This window comes from Streptomyces sp. NPDC006643, from assembly GCF_042870175.1.
Taxonomy (GTDB): Bacteria; Actinomycetota; Actinomycetes; order Streptomycetales; family Streptomycetaceae; genus Streptomyces.
Genome location: NZ_JBIAHA010000008.1, coordinates 83324 through 104460, shown reverse-complemented (window position 1 = coordinate 104460; position 21137 = coordinate 83324). Strand labels below are relative to the sequence as shown.

The window sequence follows — 21137 nt, the reverse complement described above, 5'->3', positions numbered from 1 at the left end:
TGGCAGCGCGCGGGCCGCACTCGGCGCCGGACGTGAGTCAACCCGTCCGGCGCGTAAGTGCGAATACGGGCCGGGGCCGGAGCGTCCCGCTCACCCGCACCGCCCATACGGGCCGGGGCCGGAGCGCCCCGCCGAGGCCGCCGTCGGGGGCCGTGAGGGCAGCGCCCGCGAGGGCGCGTACGGGCGCCTGTCGAGCCGGGCCGGGCCGGTGGAGGCCCGGGGTCTCTCAACTCCGCAGGTACGACGCCCCGTTGAGGTCCAGGATTGTGCCTGACGACCATTCCGCCTCGGGGGAGGCCAGCCACAGCACCGACGAGGCGATCTCGGCCGCGCTCGCCACCCGGCCGAACGGGCTCTGTGACCGGATCGCGGCGCCCTCCGGGCCGGTCAGGCGGTCGGCCACGCGTTCCGTGTCGAAGAAGCCCGGGGCGACGGAGGCCACGGCGATGCCGTGGGGTGCGAGGGACACCGCGAGGGACTGGCCCAGCGCGTGGACCGCCGCCTTCGTGGCGCCGTACGCGGGGTGGTCCGGTTCGCCGCGGAACGCGCCGCGGGAGCCGATGTTGACGATCCGGCCGCCCGTGCCGCCGTCGATCATGGACCGGGCCGCGCGGTGGCTGAGCAGCGCCGTGCCGAGGAGGTTCACCGAGAGATGGCGCTGCCAACTCGCCGCCCAGTCCTCGTACGAGGTCGTGGGCAGCGGATGGCGCTCGTTCACCGCCGCGTTGTTCACGAGCACGTCGATGCCGCCCAGCGCGTCCCGCGCCGTGTCGGCGATCCGCGCCGCGCCCTCGGGATCCGACACGTCGCCGCCCACCAGCACGTGGCCATCACCGGCGAGGGATTCCAGGGTGCGGCGCGCGTCGGCCTCGCGGGTGCCGTAGTGGACGGCGACGCGGTCGCCGTTGGCGGCGAAGGCGCGTGAGACGGCGCGGCCGAGTCCTCGTGAGGCGCCGGTGACCAGGACCCGGCGGCCGGTCGGGGGGAAGTTCATGGGCGGTCCCTTCGGACGGGGGCGGCGCGGACGCGTCAGCCGTCGTGGTTGTGGCGGTAGTTGTACGCGCGTACCTCCGACGTGCCGATCCGGCCGTACCAGCCCGACGCGTCGGACGCCAGCTCATCGATGATGCCAGGCAGCGTCCAGGTGCGCCGCGGCGTGCCGTCGGCGAGGCGCAGGGCGGTGCAGACGTCGCCCGACGCCGCGAGGACCGTGTCGCCCCTGACGACCGGTGGCACCTTCGCGATGCCCGGCAGCCGCCGCGTCCAACGCGCCTTGCCGGACCTGAGATCGACGGCCTCCAGGGTGTCGGCCTTCGACCAGTGCAGTACGAGACCGCCCGCCGAGACCGGGCCGCGCACCCCGCCCGTCCGTCGCCGCCAGCTCGTCTCGACGCCGAGTGTGGGGCGTGCGGGCCAGAGCGGCTTCCCGTCGGCGGGGTCGAAGCCGTGCAGCCGGCCCGCCGTGGCCAACAGGCCCGTACCACCCGCCCCGCCTCCCGCCCCGCTCCCCGCCGCGCCGACGGCCGTGGCGCCCGGGGTCACGCCGTACGTGTCCGCCGCGACGGCGACGCGCTGCCCGTCACGGGCGCGGACGATGTGCAGCTCGCCCCCGGTGGTGAGTACGGCGAAGTTCCCCGCGTTCGGCAGCGCGGTGGTGGCGAGGGACTGGTCGGAGCCGTCCTTCAACCCCTCGTACGTCCACAGGGTCTTGGCGGACCCGGCGTCGACGGCGCTCATCCGCCAACCGAGTTCGGCCGCCAGCAGCATCGTGCGGCCGAGCACCGCCGGCGGCTGCGTCCCGCCCAGCTCCATCGCCCAACGGGCCGCCCCGGTGCGCGGATCGACGGCCTCCAGCTCCTTCTCGTCGTCCTCGTCCTCGTACGACGAGACCATCGTGCCGTCGACGACGGCGACCCACCGGGCCGGCAACCTCCCCACAGCGTCGGCCTCGACGCGTGACTTCCCCGAGCCGACGTCCACGACGGGCAGACCGGCATCGGGCGCCACGAGATCTCCGTCCACGACACCCCACATGTGCGGCACCTCCGCCGCGGCCTCCCGCTCCCAGCGGCGAGCCCCGTCGGAGGCCGCGCAGGCGCGGACGTAGCCCGTGGAACCCCCGGTGAGTGTTCCGTGCAGCAGCAGTGTGCCGCCGCTCGGTATCAGCGCGTCCATGGCCTCGAACTCCGTGGTGAGACTCCAGCGGAGCGCGCCCGCCTCCGCCGAACCCTTCTTGAGGCTGAGCTGTGCGCCTTCCGCGCTGTCGGTGCCGTCGGTGCCGTCGGTGCCGTCGCCCGGACCGGAGCTTCCCCATCCGCGTACGACGGAGACGCCGAACAGCCCGGTCAGGGTCGCGGCGCCGGCCACCAGCACTCCCCGGCGCGCCAGCAGGCGGCGGCGCTCGGCGTCGCGGCGGCGTTCGACGTCGCGGCGGGGGCGCGGTGCCGGGGCGGGCGCCACCGTCACCCGCTTCGTGGGAACCACCGCCGTGTGCTCGCGCGGCCGGTCCTCCTCGTCGCCCCGGATCAGGCTCCGCAGCGGTTCCTCGCGCCACCACAGCGGTGCCTCGGGATCAGCCGTCCGCTCCAGCACCTCGCCGACCGAAGGCCGCCGACCGGGCTCCTTGTTCAGACAGTCGGCGACCAACTCCCGTATCCCCAGGGGCACATCATCGACGTCGGGCTCCTCGTGCACGGCCCGGTAGAGCAGGATCGCCACCGTCCCGTCCCCGAAGGGATTACGGCCGGCGGCGGCGAAAGCGAGGACCGCGCCCAGCGCGAACACGTCCGCCGACGCGGTCACCGGAGAGTCGCCCGTGATCTGTTCGGGCGCGATGAAGCCGGGTGTCCCGACGACATCCCCGGCCGCGGTCATGCCGTGGTCGCCGAGGGCGCGCGCGATCCCGAAGTCGATGACGCGCGGCCCTTCGGCCGTGACGAGCACGTTGGACGGCTTGAGGTCGCGGTGGACAAGTCCCGCGCCATGAATGCTGGTCAGCGCCTCGGCGAGCGCCGCGCCCAGCGACCGTACGACCGGCACGGCCAGCGGCCCGGCGGCGGCGACCGCGCGCCGCAGCGTGACGCCCGGCAGATACGCGGTGGCCAGCCAGGGCACGGGGGACGCGGGATCGGCGTCGAGCACCGCCGCTGTGTGAGCCCCCGTCACGGCGCGGGCGGCGGCGGCCTCGCGCCGGAACCGCTCGCGGAAGTGCGGCTCGGCCGCGAGGTGCGCGTGGACGGTCTTGACGGCGACCAGCCGGCCACCGGTCGTACGGCCCAGATACACCCGGCCCATCCCACCGGCGCCGAGCCGGCCGAGCAGCCGTACGGAGCCGAGTCTGTCGGGGTCGCCGGGCAGCAGGGGATCGGTCATGACGGCTCCGGTGCGGCGTAGGTGGTGAGGACGCCTCCCGACGCCACATGGACAAGACCGGATCTCCCACCGGCACCGGCACCCGCACTGTCGCCGTCGCCGCCGTCGCCGCCCGCCCCGACGACCACCGCGCTCGCCTCACCGGTCTCGGCCGCCCACACGAGATCGCCCGTCGCCGCGTCCCGCGCGTGCACCCCCCAGTCGGGGCGCCGCCCGGGTGTCTCCTCGCCGTCGGGCGCCCTTCCCCGGCCGTAGACGAGCCCGTCGGCCACCACCAGGGGCAGACCGATGTCCGTACGGCTCCAGCGGATCCGGCCGGTGTCCGCGTCGAGGGCCCGCACCGTGCCGTACGTGGCGGTGTGCACCAGCCCGGCGGTGGCCGTTGGGGTGACGGTGGTGTCCTCGGTCTCGTCCTCGGGCAGGTCGCGGGTCCACCGGGTGCGCCGGGTCGCGAGGTCGACGGCCTCCAGCCGTCCGGCCGTCGCGTAGTAGCGGATGCCGCGGGAGCCGAGGTACGACTCCGCGTACGCCGCGCCTCCCGGTATCTCGCGGTCGAGTGTGCCGTCGGCGGCGCGCAGCACGGTCAGTGGTTCGGCCGCCTCGCTCCCGGCGCCGTTCTCGCCGGGGGAGACGGTTCCGGTCGCCACCCCGATCAAGTCGTCCGTCCGGTGAAGTGCCGCCACCTGCGCCGGCGCGCCCTGGTGGAACCAGAGGGGGGCGCCGGAGCGCGGCTCGTAGCCGTAGGCGCGCCAGGGGCTCGCGCGGTTGGTACGGCGCTCCCACGCGGTCGCGTACGAGGCATAGGTGACGACACACAGGACGTCCTCGGAGACGGCGAGCGTGCTGCGGTTCCCGTCGACCGAGACGGTCGCCTCGGCCCCGCGCAACTCCGCAGGGCGACGGGGGTTGTTGACCATGGGGTCGGCGGACCACTTCGCGACCCCGGTCGCCGCGTCCAGGGCCACGATCTCGGTCGAGAACGCCAGCCGGTTGGACAGCACGTGGACCAGTTCGTCACCGACGGCGACATCGGTGATGTCGCCCTCGACCGGGTGATTCCAGGTGACGGTCCCGGTCCGGGCGTCGAGGCGGGTCAGCCCGTCCCCGGCCCGCAGATAGAGGGCCTCGCCGTGCCGTATCGGCAGTGCCTCGCCGATGTCGCGGGTCCACAGGGCGCGGCCCCGGGTGTACGGGCCCGGTGTGCCGGAGGAGCCGGAACCGGTGCCTTCGTCGTCGTGGCCGGTGAGTGAGGAGAGCCAGGCGACGGTGCCGACCGTCGCGCCGCCGGCGAGGGCCGCGCCGCCCCAGCGCAGGAGGCGTCTTCGGGACGTGCCCCGACCCGCGCCGACGACTGTGGCGGCGTCGGCGCGGGGGGCGAACGTCGTACCGGGGGAGTGGCCGACCGCCGTGGTGCCCGGTGTGCCCGGTGCGTCGGCGGGCCGGCCGGTGTGTCCGCCGGCGAGGGCGTCCGGGTGGGAGCCCGTCGGACCGGCCGCCCCCGCCGCCGGCCGCCTCTCCGCCGTCGCCGTCCCTGTCTGCGGCGCCGCCTCCGTCCCCGCCGCGTTCGCCACCAGCGCCGCGATTTCCTCCTCGCGGCGCCGGATCAGACCGGCCACCGCCTCCCGCTCCCACCAAGGAGCGCCGTCGCCCCCGGTCCACGCCGCGCACGCGGTCAGCACCTCGGCCACGGTCGGCCGGTCGCCGGGCTCCTGAGCGAGACAGCTCCCGAGCAGTTCCCGCCATCCCTCCGGCACCCCGTCGAGGTCCGCCGGGCCGTGCATGGTCCGGTACAGCACCTGGTGCACTGGACCGGTGCCGAACGGGGGACGGGCTGTCGCCGCGTACGCGAGCAGCGCCCCGAGCGCGAACACGTCGACGGCCGGGCCGGGTTCACCCGCCCCGCTGAGCAGTTCGGGCGCGATGAAGCCGGGGGAGCCGACGACCTCGCCGCTGTCGGTCAGGCTCTCCTCGGCGGTGGTCCGCGCGATGCCGAAGTCGATGACCATCGGGCCGTCGCGCGTCACGACGATGTTCGACGGCTTCAGGTCGCGGTGGACGAGGCCCGCGGCGTGCACGGCGGCGATCGCCTCGGCCAGCGCGGCGCCGAGCGCCGCGAGTTCGCCCGAGGCCAGTGGCCCGAGGGCCGAGACCGCCCCGGTGAGGGTGGGGCCCGTGCAGAACTCGGTGGCCAGCCAGGGGCGTACGGCCGCCGGATCGGCGGCCAGCACGGCGGCCGTGAACGGTCCCGCCACCGAGCGGGCGGCGGCGGCCTCGCGCCGGAACCGCTCCCTGAACCGCGGATCGGCCGCGAGGTGTTCGTGCACCGTCTTGACCGCCACCAGCCGCCCCGAGGCCGCCCGGCCGAGATGGACCCGGCCCATGCCGCCCTCACCGAGCAGCGCGACCAGTCGGTATCCCCCGACCTCTTCCACTGTGTCCCCCTCCGGTCCCGCCGCCCGTAACACGACAGCCGATCACTGCGACGCGCAAAGCGCGCCGCGAGGTTGCGGCGCCCCTCGCGCCCCTCGCCCGGCCACCCCCCCCCCGCACCTTCCTTATCATCCCCGCACCTTCGTACCGGCGGGCGATAAACACGTGGCAGCCCGTCGCCCGCTCTTCTAAAGTTATTTCCGTCCAGGTGTGGAGACGGGATTTCCACCGGTCCTGAACTCTGGACTTCTCATCGAATTCGGGGGAATTCTCATGGCACGCTTCAACAATCGCCTTTTCCTGGTCCGCGGCACCTCGCCGGTGCGGTCGACCGGTTCCACCACCCGCACCCACCAGGGCGGCGTCGGACATCTGCGCGACGCGAAGTCCGAGCTGTTTCTGCTGGCCGTCGCCAACTTCGTTTCCCAGCAGACGTTCTACGAGTCCGGGGACGACCGCGACGACCGGTTCGCCTCCCTCGTACGCAAGCTCGCCGTCGAGGAGCCGTCGTGGACGGCCGCTCTGCTGAGCTGGCTGCGCCGCGAGGGGAACATGCGGACAGCAGCGATCGTCGGCGCCGCCGAATATGTCAAGGCGCGTCTCGAACTGGGCGTCGGCACGGGCCCGTCGAACCGCCAGGTCATCGATTCCGTACTGCTGCGTGCCGACGAGCCCGGTGAAATGCTCGGATACTGGACGTCCCGTTATGGGCGCGGAATTCCCAAGCCGGTCAAGCGGGGCACGGCCGATGCCGTACGGCGGCTCTACAACGGAAAGTCGCTGTTGAAGTACGACACCGCGTCGAAGGGTTATCGCTTCGGGGACATTCTCAATCTCGTGCACGCCTCGCCCGACCCCGGGAAGGCGTGGCAGGGGGAGTTGTTCCGTTACGCCCTGGACCGCCGGCACCACCCCGACAGCGCTGTCGCGCCCGCGTCGAACCGCACGCTCGTCGCGCACCGGGAGCTGATGGAGCTGCCCGTCGCCGAGCGGCGCGCGGCCGTCACGGCTCCCGGCGCCGCCGAGCGGCTGGCGGAGGCGGGTATGACGTGGGAGGCGCTGGCGGGCTGGCTCCAGGGGCCGATGGACGCGGCGGCGTGGGAGGCCGTCATCCCGTCCATGGGGCCGATGGCGCTGCTGCGCAACCTGCGGAACTTCGACGAGGCCGGGGTGAGCGACGAGGTCGCGGCCACGGTCGCCGCCGAGCTGGCGGACCCGGCGGTGGTCGCCCGGTCGCGGCAGTTCCCGTTCCGCTATCTCGCCGCGTACCAGCACGCGCCGTCGCTGCGCTGGTCCCACCCGCTGGAGCGGGCGCTCGGCCACTCGCTGGCCAATGTGCCCGCGCTGTCGGGGCGGACGCTGATCCTGGTCGACCGCTCGGGCTCGATGTGGTCGCCGCTGTCGGACCGCTCGCGGCTCAACCGGGCGGACGCCGCGGCGGTCTTCGGTACGGCGGTGGCGATGCGCGCGGCCGACGCGGACCTGGTCGAGTTCGGCTCGGGCAGCGGGAAGGTGGTCTGTCGCCGGGGTGAGTCCGTGCTGAAGGTCCTGGGGCGCTTCGGCAACCTGGGCGGTACGGACACGGCCGGGGCGGTACGGGCCCACTACCGCGGCCAGGACCGGGTGCTCATCGTCACGGACGAGCAGGCGTCGTACAGCCGCTTCGGCGACCCGACCCGGCAGGTCCCGCAGAGCGTTCCCGTCTACACCTGGAATCTGGCGGGGTACCGGGCCGGGCACGGGCCGTCGGGTACGCGGAACCGGCACACGTTCGGGGGTCTCTCGGACGCCGCGTTTCGCATGGTTCCGCTGCTGGAGGCCGGTCGGGACGCCGACTGGCCGTGGGCGGGCTGACCTTCACCACGGGGGTGTGAAGGGGGGCCGTGGGGTCACTGGGGAACGAGTGATCCCGCGGCCCGTCGGCCGTCGGGCATGGCGCGTCGGGGGCCGTTGGGCGCATACTCCAGGTAATGACAAAGTCAGCCGGTTCCCGGCGCCACCTGCCGTCCAGTCCCTTCAACCGCCAAGGCCCGGCCTCACCTCCGCCCGAGCACTTCGACGTGGGAGACCGTGTCTCCCATGATCAGTTCGGGTTGGGCAGAGTCATCGGAGTCGAGGGCGAGAACGCTGTGCTCATCGACTTCTCGGGCCGCCAGGGTCGAATCCTGAGCCCTTTCTCCAAACTGACCAAGCTCTGAAGACCCAATGCCCCGGGCCGCCGCGATCCCCGTGACCGCGGCGGCCCGTACAGGCATGTTCCGGCCAGCCACGTGCCGGCCAGGCAATTCCGCGGTGGGACTCAGAGGGACTTGGCCGCGGGCTTGACCATGCCGCGGACCGTGCGGGACTTCACGAACTCGCCGACGGCCGTCATCTCCCACTCGCCGGAGAACTGCTTGATCAGCTTCGCCATGATCACGCCGGTCTGCGGCTCGGCGCCCGTCAGGTCGAAGCGGACGAGTTCCTCGCCGGTCCGCGCGTCGAGCAGCCGGCAGTAGGCCTTCGCGACCTCGTTGAACTTCTGGCCGGTGAACGAGTTGACCGTGAAGACCAGGCCCGTGGCCTCGGCCGGCAGCCGGCCGAGGTCGACCACGATCGTCTCGTCGTCGCCCGCGCCCTCACCCGTGAGGTTGTCACCGGAGTGCTTGACCGAGCCGCCGAGGATGGCCAGCTTGCCGAAGTAGCAGCTGTCCAGGTGGTTGCGGTTCGGTCCGTAGGCGATCACGGAGGCGTCGAGGTCGATGTCCTTGCCGCGGAACGCGGGCTCCCAGCCGAGGCCCATCTTGACCTGGGACAGCAGCGGGGCGCCGCCCTTGACGAGCGACACCGTCTGGTTCTTCTGGAGGTTGACGCGGCCCTTGTCGAGATTGATCTTCCCGGTGCCCGCGGCGGCGGCCGGGGGAGCCGAGGGCGGTACCGGCGCGGAGGGGGTGACCGGGGCCGCGATCCGGGGGTCGGCCAGTGAGGGCGTCGGCGCGGAGGGCGGTACGGGCGGGGCGGGCGGCACCGGTGCCGCCGGCGCCACGGGGGCCTGCGGCGCCTGGGGGGCTGCCGCCGCGGGCGCGGCGGGCTCCTCGACCGAGACGCCGAAGTCGGTGGCGATGCCCGACAGCCCGTTCGCGTACCCCTGGCCGACCGCGCGGACCTTCCAGGCGCCGTTGCGCAGATAGACCTCCACGACCACCAGGGCGGTCTCCGCGCCCAGATTCGGCGGGGTGAAGGTGGCGAGCGCGCCGCCGTCGTCGGCGTTGCGGATGGTCGCTGTGGGCTCGATGCCCTGGAAGCTCTGGCCCGCGGCGTCGGGGCTGGCCGTGACGACGATCTTCTCGATACCGGCGGGGACGGCGGACGTGTCCACCACGATCGCGTCCGGAGCCGTACCGCCGCCGGACCGGTAGGTCACACCCGGGCCCGTCGGCTGGTTGTAGAAGATGAAGTCGTCGTCGGAGCGCACCTTGCCGTCGGCGGTGAGCAGCAGGCCCGATACGTCGAGCCGCACCGGGGCGGCGACGTCCACCGCCACGCGGGTGGCGGAGAGAGGGATGTTCGAGCCGGGGGTCATAGCTGTCATGCCAGACGTAACGAACGACCCCTCTTTGCCGTTCCCTTACCCTGCCGCCCCTCGCCCGTACGGGTCAGTACGGCCGCCGCTCAGTACGGCCACTGCGGCGGGTGGGTGCAGAAGTGGCCGCCCAGGTTGGCGTGGTCGGGGTTCTCCGGGTCCAGTTCGCCCTGTTCGGCGACGAGTTTGTCCGCGTACTGCTCGGAGTCGTCCTGCGGCTCGTACCCCAGCGCCCGCGCCGTCGAAAGGTCCCACCACAGGCGTGTGTTGGCGGACGAGCCGTAGACGACGGAGTGCTGGACGTCCTCGGCCGTGAGCGCGGCGTGGAAGAGGCGCGCGCCGTCGCCGGGGCTCATCCAGACCGACAGCATCCGTACGGAGGTCGGCTCCATGAAGCACGACCCGATCCGTACGGAGACGGTCTCCAGTCCGTGCAGGTCCCAGTAGAGCTGCGCCAGATCCTCGCCGAAGCACTTGGAGAGGCCGTAGAACGTGTCGGGGCGGCGCGGGGTCCCGATCGGGATCAGCGCCTCGGAGTCGAGCGGATAGGTGCCGTGCGGCCGGGGGGTGAAGCCGACGGCGTGATTGCTGGACGCGAAGACCACCCGCCCGGTGCCCTCCTCGCGGGCCGCCTCGTAGAGGTTGTACGTCCCCTCGATGTTGGCCCGCAGGATCTTGTCGAAGGACGCCTCCAGCGAGATGCCGGCGAGGTGGATGATCGCGTCGACGCCCCTGACGGCCTCACGCAGCGCGTGCTTGTCGCCGAGGTCGGCCGTGATCGCGTCCGGCTCCCCTTCGATGGGAGTGGCGTCGAAGAGCCGGAGTTCGTACCCGTAGGCGGGCAGCAGGCCGCGCATCAGGGTGCCGAGGCCGCCCGCTGCGCCGGTGAGCAGGACGGTTCGCGGTTGGGGCATGGGCGTGGCTCTCCTCGTACGTACGCGGGTGGATCCGGGACGGCTCAGCGGTCGCCCGGATCGGGGATATGTTCGTGGACAGGATTCATATGCGTGGACACGCTAAGGAGCGTCGCCGTCACCGTCAAGTGTCGCGCGGAGGCGGTCAATCCGCTCCTGGGTTGCGGCTTTCCGTCTTGACCGGCGCCGCACGGCTGGCCTAGCGTGGCGGCGTTCAGAAATATGGACGCCGATCAGAATTGTGCACGAGCGTGAGTGCTCGCCGCACGGCCCAGGGAGCGCCAGTGACCTCAGCCCCGCTCGCCGCCCGCCTCACCCGAGTCGCCGGGCCGTTGTTCTTCCCCGTCACCGCGTACGGCCCGGACGGCGCCCTCGACCTCGACGCCTTCCGCGCGCACGTCCGAAGCGGTGTCGACGCGGGAGCCGCCGCGGTCTTCGCCTGCTGCGGCACGGGCGAGTTCCACGCGCTCACACCGGAGGAGTTCGGCGACTGCGTACGGGCGGCCGTGGAGGAGACCGCGGGGGCGGTCCCCGTCGTGGCAGCCGCCGGTTACGGTACGGCAATCGCCGTCCAATACGCCGAGATCGCCGAGGCCGCCGGAGCCGACGGGCTGCTCGCCATGCCGCCCTACCTGGTCGTCGCCGACCAGGACGGCCTGCTCCGCCACTACGCGGCGCTCGCCGCGGGCACCGGCCTGGAGATCATCGTCTACCAGCGCGACAACGCCGTCTTCACCCCCGAGACCGTCGTCGAACTCGCCAAGGTGGACGGCATCATCGGCCTCAAGGACGGTTACGGCGACCTCGATCTGATGCAGCGCATCCTCAGCGCCGTACGTACCGAGGAGCCCGGCCGCGACTTCCTCTACTTCAACGGCCTGCCCACCGCCGAACTCACCGGCCTCGCCTACCGGGGCATCGGCATCAGCCTCTACTCCTCCGCCGTCTTCGCCTTCGCGCCCGAGATCGCCCTCGCCTTCCACCGCGCCCTCACCTCCGGCGACGACACAACCGTGAACAGGCTCATCGACGGCTTCTACCGGCCGCTGGTCGAACTGCGCTCCAAAGGACGCGGATACGCCGTCTCGCTCGTCAAGGCGGGCGTCAGACTGCGCGGTCACGACGTCGGCGAGGTACGCACCCCCCTGAGCGAACCGCAGCCCGCGCACATCAAGGAACTCACCGAGATCATCGAACGCGGCTACGCGCTGCTCGGCGACCCGGAGCAGGGGGCGACCGCGTGAAGACCTCCGCCTTCCTCTACCCGTGGGACGTCGTGGGCGACCCCGACGCGCCCGCGCGCGTCGCCGACCTCGGTGTCCGTCAGGTCACCCTCGCCTCCGCCTACCACTCCACCCGCGCCCTCACCCCGCGCCACCCGCGCCACCGCGTCGTCACCGCCGAACACGCCGCCGTGCTCCACCCGTTGGACGAGGCGCGCTGGGCGGACGCCGAGCTGCGCCCGTACGCCGCCGGCGACTGGGCCCCCGGCGACGCCTACGGCGAGGCCGCCGCCGCGCTCGCCGGCGCCGGACTCGACGTGCACACCTGGGTCGTCCTCGCGCACAACTCCCGGCTGGGCGCCGAACATCCGGACACCTCCGTGGTGAACGCCTACGGCGACCGCTACCCCTGGGCCCCGTGCGTCGCCCGCCCCGCCGTCCGTACCTATCTCGTCTCGCTCGCCGCCGAGTCCGCCGTACGGCCCGGCGCGGCCGGCACCGAACTGGAATCCCTCGGCTGGTACGGGGTCGGGCACCTGCACGCCCACGACAAGATCGGCGGCGTGCCGCTCGACGAGGCCGCGCAGTACCTGATGTCGCTCTGCTTCTGCTCCGTCTGCCGCGCCGGATATCTGTCGCTCGGCCTGGCCGCCGACGAGCTGAAAGCCGCTGTCAGACGCGCCCTGGAGCCCGTCTGGAGCGGCGCCGGGACCCCCGGCGGCCTGTCGGGCCGCGCGGCCGTCGAGAAGCTCCTGGGCAAGGATCTGACGGCCGCCACCCTCAACTGGCGCGTGCGGACCGCCCGTACGCTCCAGGAGGCCGCCGTCGCCGCCGTACGCGCGCAGGCGGGCCCCGGTTTCCAGGTGCTGCTCCACGCCGACCCGCACCCCCATCGCACCGGGGCCAACGCCGGGGTCGACCCCGCGCACATCCTGGACACCGCCGACGGCGTCGTCCTGCCGTGCGGCGGCGGCGCGGCCGAGGCGATGCTGACACCGTTCGCCCCGCACCGCCGCGAATCCACCGTGCTGGCCGCCAACTTCACCGTGGTGAAGGGCATGGGCGGCAGCCCCGACACCCTCGCCGACGACGCGGCGTACGCGCGCTCGCTCGGCGCGACCGAACTGCGGCTGTACCACGCGGGCCTGGCGTCGGACGCGGATCTGACCACCGTCGCCGCCGCGCTCTCACGCCTCGGCTGAGGCGACGCGGGGCAGCCCTCCGTAGAAGGCGAGGCCCGCCGCCGTCAGCAGACCGATCACCCCGGTGACCGGCAGCAGCACCGTGATGTCGACGAACGCGATCAGTCCCGCGCCGAGCGCGAGGGACAGCGCGTTCGGCACGTAGATCAGGGTGTTGGCGGTGGCGGCGGTCCGCCCGAGCACGGCGTCCGGCGTCTCGCGCTGCACCGCCGTCAGCGCGACGATCAGCACGCACGGCAGGCCGATCCCGACCGCCACCGCGCTCGCCAGCACCACGGCGTCGTACGGCAGCGCGCGCAGCCCCACGGCGGCGGCGAAGAGCGCGATGCCACCGGCGGCGAACACCCGCTCCGGCATCCTGCGCATCAGCGGACCCGCCAGCAGCCCGACGGCGACCGAGCCGACGCCCTGAAGTGCGTAGAGCAGACCCACGTACGTAGGAGAGTGCCCGAGGCCCTTGTCGACCACCGCGTAGATCGCGGCGCCGTTGAGTCCCGCGAGCAGCATCGTGAGGGACCCCGCCAGGACGAGCGGGCCAAGGACCGGCGAGCGCCGCAGCACGCGCGCCCCCTCCGCCGTCCGGGACAGCCAACTTCCCGTACGGTCCGGTGCCGGCTTCTCCTCCCGCACCCGCATCAGCGCGAACAGGCCGGCGGCCAGCGCGAACGTCACGGCGTCCAGCAGGGCGACCGTCCCGCCGCCGTACGCCGCGTAGAGACCGGCGCCCGCGAGCGGCGCGAGGAGCTTCATGCCCTCGTTGGCCGTCATCCGCAGTCCGTTGAAGTCACCGAGCAGCCGTTTGTCGATCGCCGTGGCGACCAGGGCCGCTTCGGCGGCGTCCTGGACGACACCGCTGACGCCGTACACGAACAGCACGGCGAACAGGATCCAGATCCGGCTCTCCGAGTCGACCACGAGCAGCAGGGGCAGCAGCGCGGCCATGACGAGATTGCAGAACACCAGCAGCGGTCTGCGCCGCCACCGGTCGGCGACGGCCCCCAGCAGCGGGCCCACCAGCGTCGGCGCCCACATCATGAAGACGGTCAGGGCCGCCAGACTGTCCGACCCGGTCAGCGACTTGACCCAGATGCCGCCGACCAGCCACATCGCCGACGTACCGAAACCGGAGACGACGACACCGGACAGATACAGCCCCGCGTTACGGTCCCGAAGGACCGTGCCTATCGCCCAGCTCCGCCTGGCGTTTGTGTCGGCCTGCCCGGCGCTTTTCCCCGCGCTCTCCCCGGCCGGCTTCCCCGGCCGCCTCCCCGTGCCCATCGGCACATCCTGGCACGGGCCCACCGGGAGCCCCAGGGGTCAGCGCACGGCCGCCTCCATCATCTTCTTGGCGATCGGGGCCGCCAGGCCGTTGCCGCTGACCTCCGAGCGTGCCGCGCCCGAGTCCTCGACCACCACGGCCACCGCCACCTCCTTGCCCGTCGACGCGTCCTTCGCGTACGAGGTGAACCAGGCGTACGGCGTGCTGCTGTTGTCCACGCCGTGCTGGGCCGTGCCCGTCTTGCCGCCGACCTCGGCTCCGTCGACACGGGCGTTCGTCCCCGTGCCCTCTTCGACCACCGTCACCATGGCGTCGCGCAACTGCTCGGCCGTCGACGACGAGACGATCCGGCGCGACGGTTCGTCCTCGTAAGAGGTGAGCGTGTCGCCGCCCGCGTCCACCACCTCGGACACCATGTGCGGCGACCGCAGGATGCCGTCGTTCGCCAGCGCGGAGGAGACCATCGCCATCTGGAGCGGTGTGGCGGTGACCTCGAACTGGCCGATGCCCGTCAGCGCCGTCTGCGCGTCGTCCATGCCGGACGGATAGACACTCTCGGCGGCCCGCACCGGCACGTCCCGCTCGGCGTCGCCGAAGCCCATCTTCGACGCCATCGCACCCACCTTGTCCTCGCCGAGGTCGGCGGCCATCTTGGCGAAGACGTTGTTGCACGAGTACCGGAGCGCCGTGCGGATCGTCGCGTCCTCGCAGGGCGCCGACGCGTTCTCGTTCGGAAGGACCGTGCTCGTGCCGGGCAGCGTGAACGGGTCCGGGCTCTGGGTCCGGGTGTCCACCGATCCGTACAGCCCGTCCTCCAGCGCCGCCGCCGCGACCACCAGCTTGAACGTCGAACCGGGCGGCAGCGGCTGCCGCAGCGCCCGGTTGACCATCGGCTTGTCCGGGTCGTCGTTCAGCCGCCGCCAGGCGTCGCCGTCGTCCGTGCCGCTGATCTCCGAAGGGTTGTACGACGGGGTGCTGACCATTCCGAGGATCTTCCCCGTCGCCGGGTCGATCGCGACGGCCGCGCCCTTCTTGTCGCCGAGCGCGTCGAAGGCGGCCCGCTGCACCGCCGGGTCGATCGTCGTCAGGACACCCCCGGGCGCGGCCTGCTCGCCGGTGAGCGCGTCCAGCGGGTTCTTCAGCCGGGAGTCCGTGCCGTCGAGGACGTGCGAGTAGATGCCTTCGAGCTGCGTGGAGCCGTACGCCTGCGAGCTGTAACCGGTCACCGCCGCGTACAGCTCACCGTCCGTGTACGTCCGCTTGTACTTCAGGTCGTCACTGCTCGACGTCCTGGCGGAACCAGTGACGGGGGAGCCGGCCACGACGATGTCGCCCAGCGGCTGGGCGTACTGGTCGATGAGCGTGCGTCGGTTGCGTTCGTTGTCCGCGAGGGCCTTGCCCTGGTACGCCTGCACCCAGGTGACCCGCACCAGCAGGGCGAGCACCATGAGCAGACAGACGACCGCGGTGCGCCTGATTGTCTTGTTCATCCCATCCCGTCCGTCCTGTCTGAAGGACGAACGGGACAGGACGCCGCGTTCCGCCGGGCACCCCTTCTCAGAAACTCTTCATACCGGGCACGCCTCCTGGGGAGGCGGTGTCACCGCGGGCTGATGAACCCCGATTCGTACGCCGCGATCACCGCCTGCGTACGGTCCCTGACCCCCGTCTTCGCCAGCACCGACGCGACGTGCGACTTCACCGTCGCCGCCCCGACACCGAGCCGCCGCGCGATCTCCGCGTTCGTCAGACCGGTCGCCATCAGCCGCAGCACCGCCGCCTCGCGCTCGGTGAGCCGGCTCGCCCAGCGCGGCGGTTCGGGGCGTCTGCGGGCGTGCTCCGCCGCCAGGGTCCGCAGCGCGGCCGGGAAGAGCAGCGAGTCGCTCCGCGCCACCAGCCGGACCGCCCGCACCAGGTCCTCGGCCGCCGCCCGCTTCAGCAGGAACCCGGAGGCGCCGACGCGCAGCGCGTCGTACACATAGCTGTCGTTCTCGAAGGTCGTCACCACGACGACGCGCGGGAGCGGGTCGAGACCGGGCGGCCCGAGGATCTGCTCCGTCGCGCGGATGCCGTCTATCTCCGGCATGCGTACGTCCATCAGCACGACGTCCGGGCGCACGGCACGCACCACGGACACCGCCTCCGCGCCGGTCGCCGCCTCGCCGACGACCGTCAGGTCCGGCTCCGCCTCCAGGATGACGCGCAGCGCCGTACGGACCATCCGCTCGTCGTCGGCGAGCACCACCCTGATCCCCGTCACGGCCGCCACCGCGCGGGGCCGCCGGCGGTCAGCGGGAGGGCGACGGACAGCCGCCACAGCGTCCCGTCCCGTCCGGCCTCGGCGTGCCCGCCGAGCAGTGTGGCCCGCTCGGCGACGCCGCGCAGCCCGCGCCCGCCCCCGGGCCGTACGACCGGCGGTACGACCGGCGCCGTGCCGGGCAGCGGATTCTCCATCGTTATCTCCAACTTCTCGGTGTCCAGGGCGGCATGGAGGGTGACGGGCGCGGCCCCGCCGTGCCGCAGGGCGTTGCTCAGCCCTTCCTGCACGATGCGGTACGCCTCGCGCGACACCGGCTCCGGCACGCGTCCGACGTCCCCGTCGACGGTGAGCGTGACGCGTACGCCGCAGTGGGCCAGCAGCACGTCCAGCGCCTCCAGCGTCGGGCCGGAAGGCACCGGTCCCGAAGGCTTCGGGCCCGCAGACCCGTCCGTGGCCGGCGGATCCTCGTCGTCCCGGCGCAACAGGCCCAGCACGGAGTCCAGTTCACCCACCGTGCGCCGGGTGGTCTCCTCGATCGCGGTCAGCGCCTCCCGTACGAACTCCATGTCCTTCGGCGCGTCACTGTCCAGGATCCGGCGCGCGGCGCCCGCCTGGAGCGTCACCGCGCTCAGCGCGTGGCCGACCGAGTCGTGCAACTCGCGGGCCAGCCTGTTGCGTACGGCGAGATCCGCCGCGCGGCGTTCGGCCGCGGCCAGCCGGTCGGACGGTGTGGGCCCCAGCAGCACGGGCGCCAGACGGGCCAGCAGCGTGCTCGCCGCCGCCGCGCACGTGGCCAGCGCGAAGAGCGACAGGACCCCGCCGAGCGGGGCGAGAGCGAGCCCCCAGCCGTGGTCGAAGGCACCGGGCATGGTCCGCCAGGACTCCCGCATCGCGGGCGACAGCGGCAGCACCATCAGCGCCACCGCGAACGGCGGCAACGCCAGCGACATGCCGCTGATGATCCCGCCGAGCCCGACATGCAGGGTGAACCAGCCGGTCGTGCGCACCCTGGCCGCACGCGAGCGCGCGGGGCCGTCCGCCAGGGCGCCCTCCGGGATCCCGCACAGCGTCCGCGCCGCCGCCACCGACAGCGGCCGTACGAGCGGGAACAGCGCGCTCACGGCGGCCAGCGGCAGAGCGACCGCGTACGCGCCGAACTGAAGCGCGAGGGAGTCGGCGAACATGCCGTCGGTGCCGATGAGCGGACCGACGACCACCGTGCCGAGCAGCCAGTACGGCATCAACAGGGCGCCGCCGAGGACCAGATGTGTCCAGCGCAGCCACGCCCGGCCGCCGAAGAGGGGGCGCAGGAAGGCCGAGGCCGACCGCCGGAGCAGGGCTGTCATACGGCGCGGCGCCTCAGTACGGAGACGACACCGCGGAACAGCAGGGACCCGGCGACCATCGACACAGAGTAGGTCAGCACCATCAGCCCGGCGGCCCGCTGGTCCGGATCGCTCGGCAGCGCCGTGACGAGGAAGAGGAAGCCGCCCCAGCAGCCGAGCGTCGCCGACCCCACCCACGCCGCCGCGAGCGGCCACCGCGGCGACGGCGCGACACCGCCGCGGAACGGGAGGACGAGCAGCAGCGTGCCCACCACCCCGACGACGGCGAACAGGCCGTTGACGCCCTCCACCAGATAGAAGTCGGTCGACCTGCCGTCGATCCGGTCGGCGCTCAGCCCCGTCGTCGCCCCCGCCGCCCAGAGCAGATGCATCACGGCGGGCAACAGCGCCAGCAGCGAACCGGCCGCGACGGTCGCCCGGGTCGCGGCCGTCACCGGCGGATCCCCGACCGCACCCCGCCAGAGGTGGCCCCAGCGGCGCCGCGCGTAGCGCACGAAGAGTGCGCCCAGGGCGAGGCCCTGGAGGATGAAGCCCGAGTAGACGACGCCGAAGACCCACGCGTCGAGGAACGGCTCCGAGTTCGACGGCGCCGGGCGGGAGCCGTCCACCACGGAGGCCGCCAACTGGAGCGGATAGCCGGTCATGACCGGCGCGAGCAGCCCCGCCGCCACCCAGATGGGAAAGGCGAGCAGCCACGCCGGGACCCGCCGCCCCCAGGGCCGCGTCAGCAGCAGCGCGAGGACCACGACGGCGGCGTCCAGGACGACGGACACGCCGTTGGCGAGAGCCATCCTGACCCGCTGGTCGAGGAGCGTGCTGCCGTCGGGGATTCCGGTGCGGTCACCGGCGATCCACAGGATCTTGAGCGTGATGTACGGGAGGCAGGAGGCGATGGCGACGGCGCGCAGCGCCCGCACCCCCCGGCCGAGGGGCGGCGCGGTGTCGGCCGCGGCGGCGGATGTCTGCGTCATACCGACCACGCTCCCGGCCGGCGGGCCGCCGCACCTCATGCGCCCCGACGATCCGTCTCCCCCGCATGGGGGAGGGCGGCGCCGTACGGGGTCGTCAGAGCCGGCGCGTGGCCAGCGTCAGCCGGTCGCGCGCGTCGAACAGCGCGTCCTTGATCATCTGTTCGTGCGCGGGCGTCAGCCGCGCCACCGGCACCGAACAGCTGATCGCGTCGCGCGCCGGGGTCCGGTACGGGATCGCGATACCGAAGCAGCGCAGCCCGAGCGTGTTCTCCTCGCGGTCCACGGCGTAGCCCTGCTCGCGGATCGTGTTGAGTTCCTCGATCAGCTTCTCGCGGTCGGTGATGGTGTGCTCGGTCAGCGACGACATCGTCTCGGGGAGCATCTTGCGCACCTGCTCGTCGCTGTGCGTCGCGAGCAGTGCCTTGCCGAGCGAGGTGGAGTGCGCGGGCAGCCGCCGTCCGACCCGGGTGAACGGGCGCAGATAGTGCTGCGACTGGCGGGTGGCGAGATAGACGACGTTCGTGCCGTCGAGGCGCGCCAGGTGGATGGTCTCCGTCGTGTCGTCGGAGAGCCGGTCCAGGGTCGGGCGGGCGGCGGCCACCACCTCGTCACCGTCGATGTACGACGTGCCGACCAGCAGCGCCCGTACGCCGATGCCGTACCGGGTGCCCGTCGCGTCCGTCTCCACCCAGCCCAGCTCGACCAGGGTGCGCAGCAGCATGTAGAGGCTGGACTTGGGGTAGCCGACCGCTTCCTGCACGGCGGCGAGCGAGTGCATGCCGGGGCGTCCGGCGAAGTACTCCAGCAATTCCACCGTCCGCACAGCGGACTTGACCTGTGCACCACCGGTTTCCGCAGCCGACATCGTTCCTCGCCCCTATCTTGACCACTCTTGACCACACAGAACGCACGGAAATAGAGTTCCCATAGATTCATCATCAGGAACTTTGTTCAGAATACCGAACAGCGCCTCGGTGATGACAGCGGACGGCACAGGAATTGGGAAGGAAGCCGCGGTGGCAGCAGCACCAGTCTGGAGTGTCGACCCCCGAACCGGGAAGCCGCGTGAGCAGGTCGCGGTCGAGGCCACGGCCGAGGAGGTCGACCGCGAAGTACGACGCGCGCACGCCACCCGGCCCGCGCTCGCCGACCGTACCGCGCGTGCGGCGCTTCTGCGTACGGCGGCGGACCTCCTCGACGAATCCGGCGCGTACCTCATCGAGGCGGCGGACGCCGAGACCGCGCTGGGGCCGGTCCGGCTCACCGGCGAACTCGCGCGCACGACAGCCCAGTTGAGAGCGTTCGCCGAGGTCGTCGACGAGGGCGCCTTCCTCGACGTACGCATCGACCACGCCGACGGCGACCGGACCCCGCCCTGGCCCGACCTGCGGCGCTGGAAGGTGCCGCTGGGAGTCGTCGCCGTCTACTCGGCCAGCAACTTCCCCTTCGCCTTCTCCGTCCCGGGCGGCGACACGGCGAGCGCGCTCGCCGCCGGCTGCCCCGTGGTCGTCAAGGCGCACCCCGACCACCCCGCCACCTCCGAGATCTGCGCCGCCACCCTGCGCAGGGCGGCGGCACAGGTGGGCCTGCCCGAGGACGTCGTGGTCCTGGTGCACGGCTTCGAGGCCGGTGTGGAGCTGGTGAAGCACCCGCTGGTGGCCGGGGCCGGGTTCACCGGTTCCGTACGCGGCGGACGCGCCCTCTTCGACGCGGCGGCGGCCCGGCCCACCCCGATCCCCTTCCACGGCGAACTCGGCTCGCTCAACCCCGTCGTGATCACCGAGGCCGCCGCCGCCGAGCGCGCCGAGCAGATCGGCGCCGGTCTGGCCGGCTCGATGACGCTCGGCGAGGGCCAGTTCTGCACCAAGCCCGGCTTCGTGCTCGTCCCGGCGGGCGACGCCGGCGACACCCTGCTCAAGTCGCTGACGACGGCCGTCAGCCAGACCGAGCCGGGCGTGATGCTCGACCACCGGATGCGGGACGCGTTCGTGGCCGGCGTACGCGAACGGGCCGAACTGCCCGACGTGGCCGCCCCGATCACCCCGGGCGCCGGCGGCGAGCACACCGTCAGCGCGGGCTATCTGACCGTACCGGCGGGACGTCTCGCCGCCGACGGGCCGCACGACCTCCTTCTGGAGGAGTGCTTCGGCCCCGTCACCGTCGTCGCCCGCTACGGTTCCGACGCCGAGATCGGCGCCCTCCTGGCCCGCCTCCCCGGCAACCTCACCGCCACGCTGCACCTCGCCGACGGCGAGGCCGAGGACTCGGACTCCGGCGCCGCGCGGCTGCTCGCCGAACTGACGCCGCTTGCCGGCCGTGTCCTCGTCAACGGCTGGCCCACCGGCGTCGCCGTCGCCCCCGCGCAGCAGCACGGCGGCCCCTACCCGGCGTCCACCTCCACCTCGACGTCCGTCGGCGCCACCGCGATCGAGCGCTGGCTGCGGCCCGTCACCTACCAGTCCACGCCCGCCGCGCTGCTCCCGCCGGAGCTGCGTGACGACAACCCGGCGGGGCTGCCACGCCGCGTGGACGGCCGCGCGGAGCCGGCGACCGCCTCGTAGGCGCGGGCGACCACCTC

16 protein-coding genes are annotated in these 21137 nt (G+C 72.9%); 5 read left to right on the top strand and 11 right to left on the bottom strand.

The window, feature by feature from the left end; all coding sequences use genetic code 11:
- Nucleotides 1-226: 226 nt before the first annotated feature.
- From ACFYNU_RS13170 to ACFYNU_RS13160, 3 genes are read right to left on the bottom strand one after another with little or no spacing between them, the layout of a single operon-like run.
- Nucleotides 227-994, bottom strand: a complete 768-nt coding sequence (locus ACFYNU_RS13170) for an SDR family oxidoreductase (RefSeq protein ID WP_356586029.1) — start codon at nt 992-994, stop codon at nt 227-229.
- A gap of 35 nt (nt 995-1029) precedes the next feature.
- Nucleotides 1030-3372 carry a protein kinase gene (locus tag ACFYNU_RS13165; protein WP_356586031.1) on the bottom strand — a complete coding sequence of 781 codons (2343 nt, stop codon included), beginning with the start codon at nt 3370-3372 and terminating at the stop codon, nt 1030-1032.
- The gene (locus tag ACFYNU_RS13160) at nt 3369-5804 is read right to left on the bottom strand and encodes a protein kinase (protein WP_356586033.1); all 2436 of its coding nucleotides are present in this window, start codon (nt 5802-5804) and stop codon (nt 3369-3371) included. The genes ACFYNU_RS13165 and ACFYNU_RS13160 overlap by 4 nt, the downstream gene beginning before the upstream one ends.
- Nucleotides 5805-6075: 271 nt before the next feature.
- Here ACFYNU_RS13160 and ACFYNU_RS13155 point away from each other — a divergent pair, with 271 nt between their 5' ends.
- Together ACFYNU_RS13155 and ACFYNU_RS13150 are read left to right on the top strand one after the other, a co-directional pair.
- Entirely contained in the window at nt 6076-7656 is a 1581-nt protein-coding gene (locus tag ACFYNU_RS13155) for a TROVE domain-containing protein (RefSeq protein ID WP_356586035.1), read from the top strand.
- Nucleotides 7657-7772: 116 nt separating this feature from the next.
- A complete protein-coding gene (locus ACFYNU_RS13150) occupies nt 7773-8000 on the top strand; it encodes a hypothetical protein (protein ID WP_037784015.1) in 228 nt (75 codons plus the stop codon).
- A gap of 101 nt (nt 8001-8101) precedes the next feature.
- Here the strand turns inward: ACFYNU_RS13150 and ACFYNU_RS13145 are convergent, their stop codons facing one another.
- Together ACFYNU_RS13145 and ACFYNU_RS13140 are read right to left on the bottom strand one after the other, a co-directional pair.
- Nucleotides 8102-9373 (bottom strand): TerD family protein, encoded by a 1272-nt coding sequence (locus tag ACFYNU_RS13145; protein WP_356586038.1) that lies wholly within the window; start codon nt 9371-9373, stop codon nt 8102-8104.
- A gap of 80 nt (nt 9374-9453) precedes the next feature.
- Nucleotides 9454-10278, bottom strand: coding sequence for an NAD(P)-dependent oxidoreductase (locus tag ACFYNU_RS13140; protein WP_356586040.1), 825 nt, complete (start codon nt 10276-10278; stop codon nt 9454-9456).
- Between the two features lie 284 nt (nt 10279-10562).
- On the opposite strand from ACFYNU_RS13140, the gene ACFYNU_RS13135 reads away from it, so the two are divergent.
- Both ACFYNU_RS13135 and ACFYNU_RS13130 read left to right on the top strand, forming a co-directional pair.
- Nucleotides 10563-11522 (top strand): 5-dehydro-4-deoxyglucarate dehydratase, encoded by a 960-nt coding sequence (locus tag ACFYNU_RS13135; protein ID WP_356586042.1) that lies wholly within the window; start codon nt 10563-10565, stop codon nt 11520-11522.
- The gene (locus ACFYNU_RS13130) at nt 11519-12703 is read left to right on the top strand and encodes a hypothetical protein (protein ID WP_356586044.1); all 1185 of its coding nucleotides are present in this window, start codon (nt 11519-11521) and stop codon (nt 12701-12703) included. The genes ACFYNU_RS13135 and ACFYNU_RS13130 overlap by 4 nt, the downstream gene beginning before the upstream one ends.
- Here ACFYNU_RS13130 and ACFYNU_RS13125 read toward each other — a convergent pair.
- From ACFYNU_RS13125 to ACFYNU_RS13100, 6 genes are all read right to left on the bottom strand, one after another.
- Nucleotides 12689-13981, bottom strand: coding sequence for an MFS transporter (locus ACFYNU_RS13125; protein ID WP_356586046.1), 1293 nt, complete (start codon nt 13979-13981; stop codon nt 12689-12691). The genes ACFYNU_RS13130 and ACFYNU_RS13125 overlap by 15 nt on opposite strands.
- 39 nt (nt 13982-14020) lie before the next feature.
- A complete protein-coding gene (locus ACFYNU_RS13120) occupies nt 14021-15472 on the bottom strand; it encodes a penicillin-binding transpeptidase domain-containing protein (protein WP_356586048.1) in 1452 nt (483 codons plus the stop codon).
- Between the two features lie 110 nt (nt 15473-15582).
- Nucleotides 15583-16203 (bottom strand): response regulator, encoded by a 621-nt coding sequence (locus ACFYNU_RS13115; RefSeq protein ID WP_388766169.1) that lies wholly within the window; start codon nt 16201-16203, stop codon nt 15583-15585.
- A 35-nt stretch (nt 16204-16238) separates the two neighbouring features.
- The gene (locus ACFYNU_RS13110; protein WP_356586052.1) at nt 16239-17588 is read right to left on the bottom strand and encodes a histidine kinase; all 1350 of its coding nucleotides are present in this window, start codon (nt 17586-17588) and stop codon (nt 16239-16241) included.
- Nucleotides 17585-18559 (bottom strand): hypothetical protein, encoded by a 975-nt coding sequence (locus tag ACFYNU_RS13105; RefSeq protein ID WP_356586054.1) that lies wholly within the window; start codon nt 18557-18559, stop codon nt 17585-17587. Before ACFYNU_RS13105 ends, ACFYNU_RS13110 begins: the two co-directional genes overlap by 4 nt.
- Before the next feature lie 94 nt (nt 18560-18653).
- The gene (locus ACFYNU_RS13100) at nt 18654-19424 is read right to left on the bottom strand and encodes an IclR family transcriptional regulator (RefSeq protein ID WP_356586056.1); all 771 of its coding nucleotides are present in this window, start codon (nt 19422-19424) and stop codon (nt 18654-18656) included.
- 151 nt (nt 19425-19575) lie between these two features.
- Here ACFYNU_RS13100 and ACFYNU_RS13095 point away from each other — a divergent pair, with 151 nt between their 5' ends.
- Nucleotides 19576-21120: an aldehyde dehydrogenase (NADP(+)) gene (locus ACFYNU_RS13095; RefSeq protein ID WP_356586058.1), complete on the top strand. Its 1545-nt coding sequence runs from the start codon at nt 19576-19578 to the stop codon at nt 21118-21120.
- Nucleotides 21121-21137 lie beyond the last annotated feature (17 nt).

Bases quoted from the DNA above. Each gene is read 5' to 3' on its own strand.
- ACFYNU_RS13145 (WP_356586038.1), bottom strand. From the start codon at position 9,373: ATGACAGCTATGACCCCCGGCTCGAACATCCCTCTCTCCGCCACCCGC.
- ACFYNU_RS13120 (WP_356586048.1), bottom strand. From the start codon at position 15,472: ATGAACAAGACAATCAGGCGCACCGCGGTCGTCTGTCTGCTCATGGTG.
- ACFYNU_RS13150 (WP_037784015.1), top strand. From the start codon at position 7,773: ATGACAAAGTCAGCCGGTTCCCGGCGCCACCTGCCGTCCAGTCCCTTC.
- ACFYNU_RS13155 (WP_356586035.1), top strand. From the start codon at position 6,076: ATGGCACGCTTCAACAATCGCCTTTTCCTGGTCCGCGGCACCTCGCCG.
- ACFYNU_RS13105 (WP_356586054.1), bottom strand. From the start codon at position 18,559: ATGACGCAGACATCCGCCGCCGCGGCCGACACCGCGCCGCCCCTCGGC.
- ACFYNU_RS13110 (WP_356586052.1), bottom strand. From the start codon at position 17,588: ATGACAGCCCTGCTCCGGCGGTCGGCCTCGGCCTTCCTGCGCCCCCTC.
- ACFYNU_RS13125 (WP_356586046.1), bottom strand. From the start codon at position 13,981: ATGGGCACGGGGAGGCGGCCGGGGAAGCCGGCCGGGGAGAGCGCGGGG.
- ACFYNU_RS13115 (WP_388766169.1), bottom strand. From the start codon at position 16,203: ATGGTCCGTACGGCGCTGCGCGTCATCCTGGAGGCGGAGCCGGACCTG.
- ACFYNU_RS13140 (WP_356586040.1), bottom strand. From the start codon at position 10,278: ATGCCCCAACCGCGAACCGTCCTGCTCACCGGCGCAGCGGGCGGCCTC.
- ACFYNU_RS13100 (WP_356586056.1), bottom strand. From the start codon at position 19,424: ATGTCGGCTGCGGAAACCGGTGGTGCACAGGTCAAGTCCGCTGTGCGG.
- ACFYNU_RS13170 (WP_356586029.1), bottom strand. From the start codon at position 994: ATGAACTTCCCCCCGACCGGCCGCCGGGTCCTGGTCACCGGCGCCTCA.
- ACFYNU_RS13165 (WP_356586031.1), bottom strand. From the start codon at position 3,372: ATGACCGATCCCCTGCTGCCCGGCGACCCCGACAGACTCGGCTCCGTA.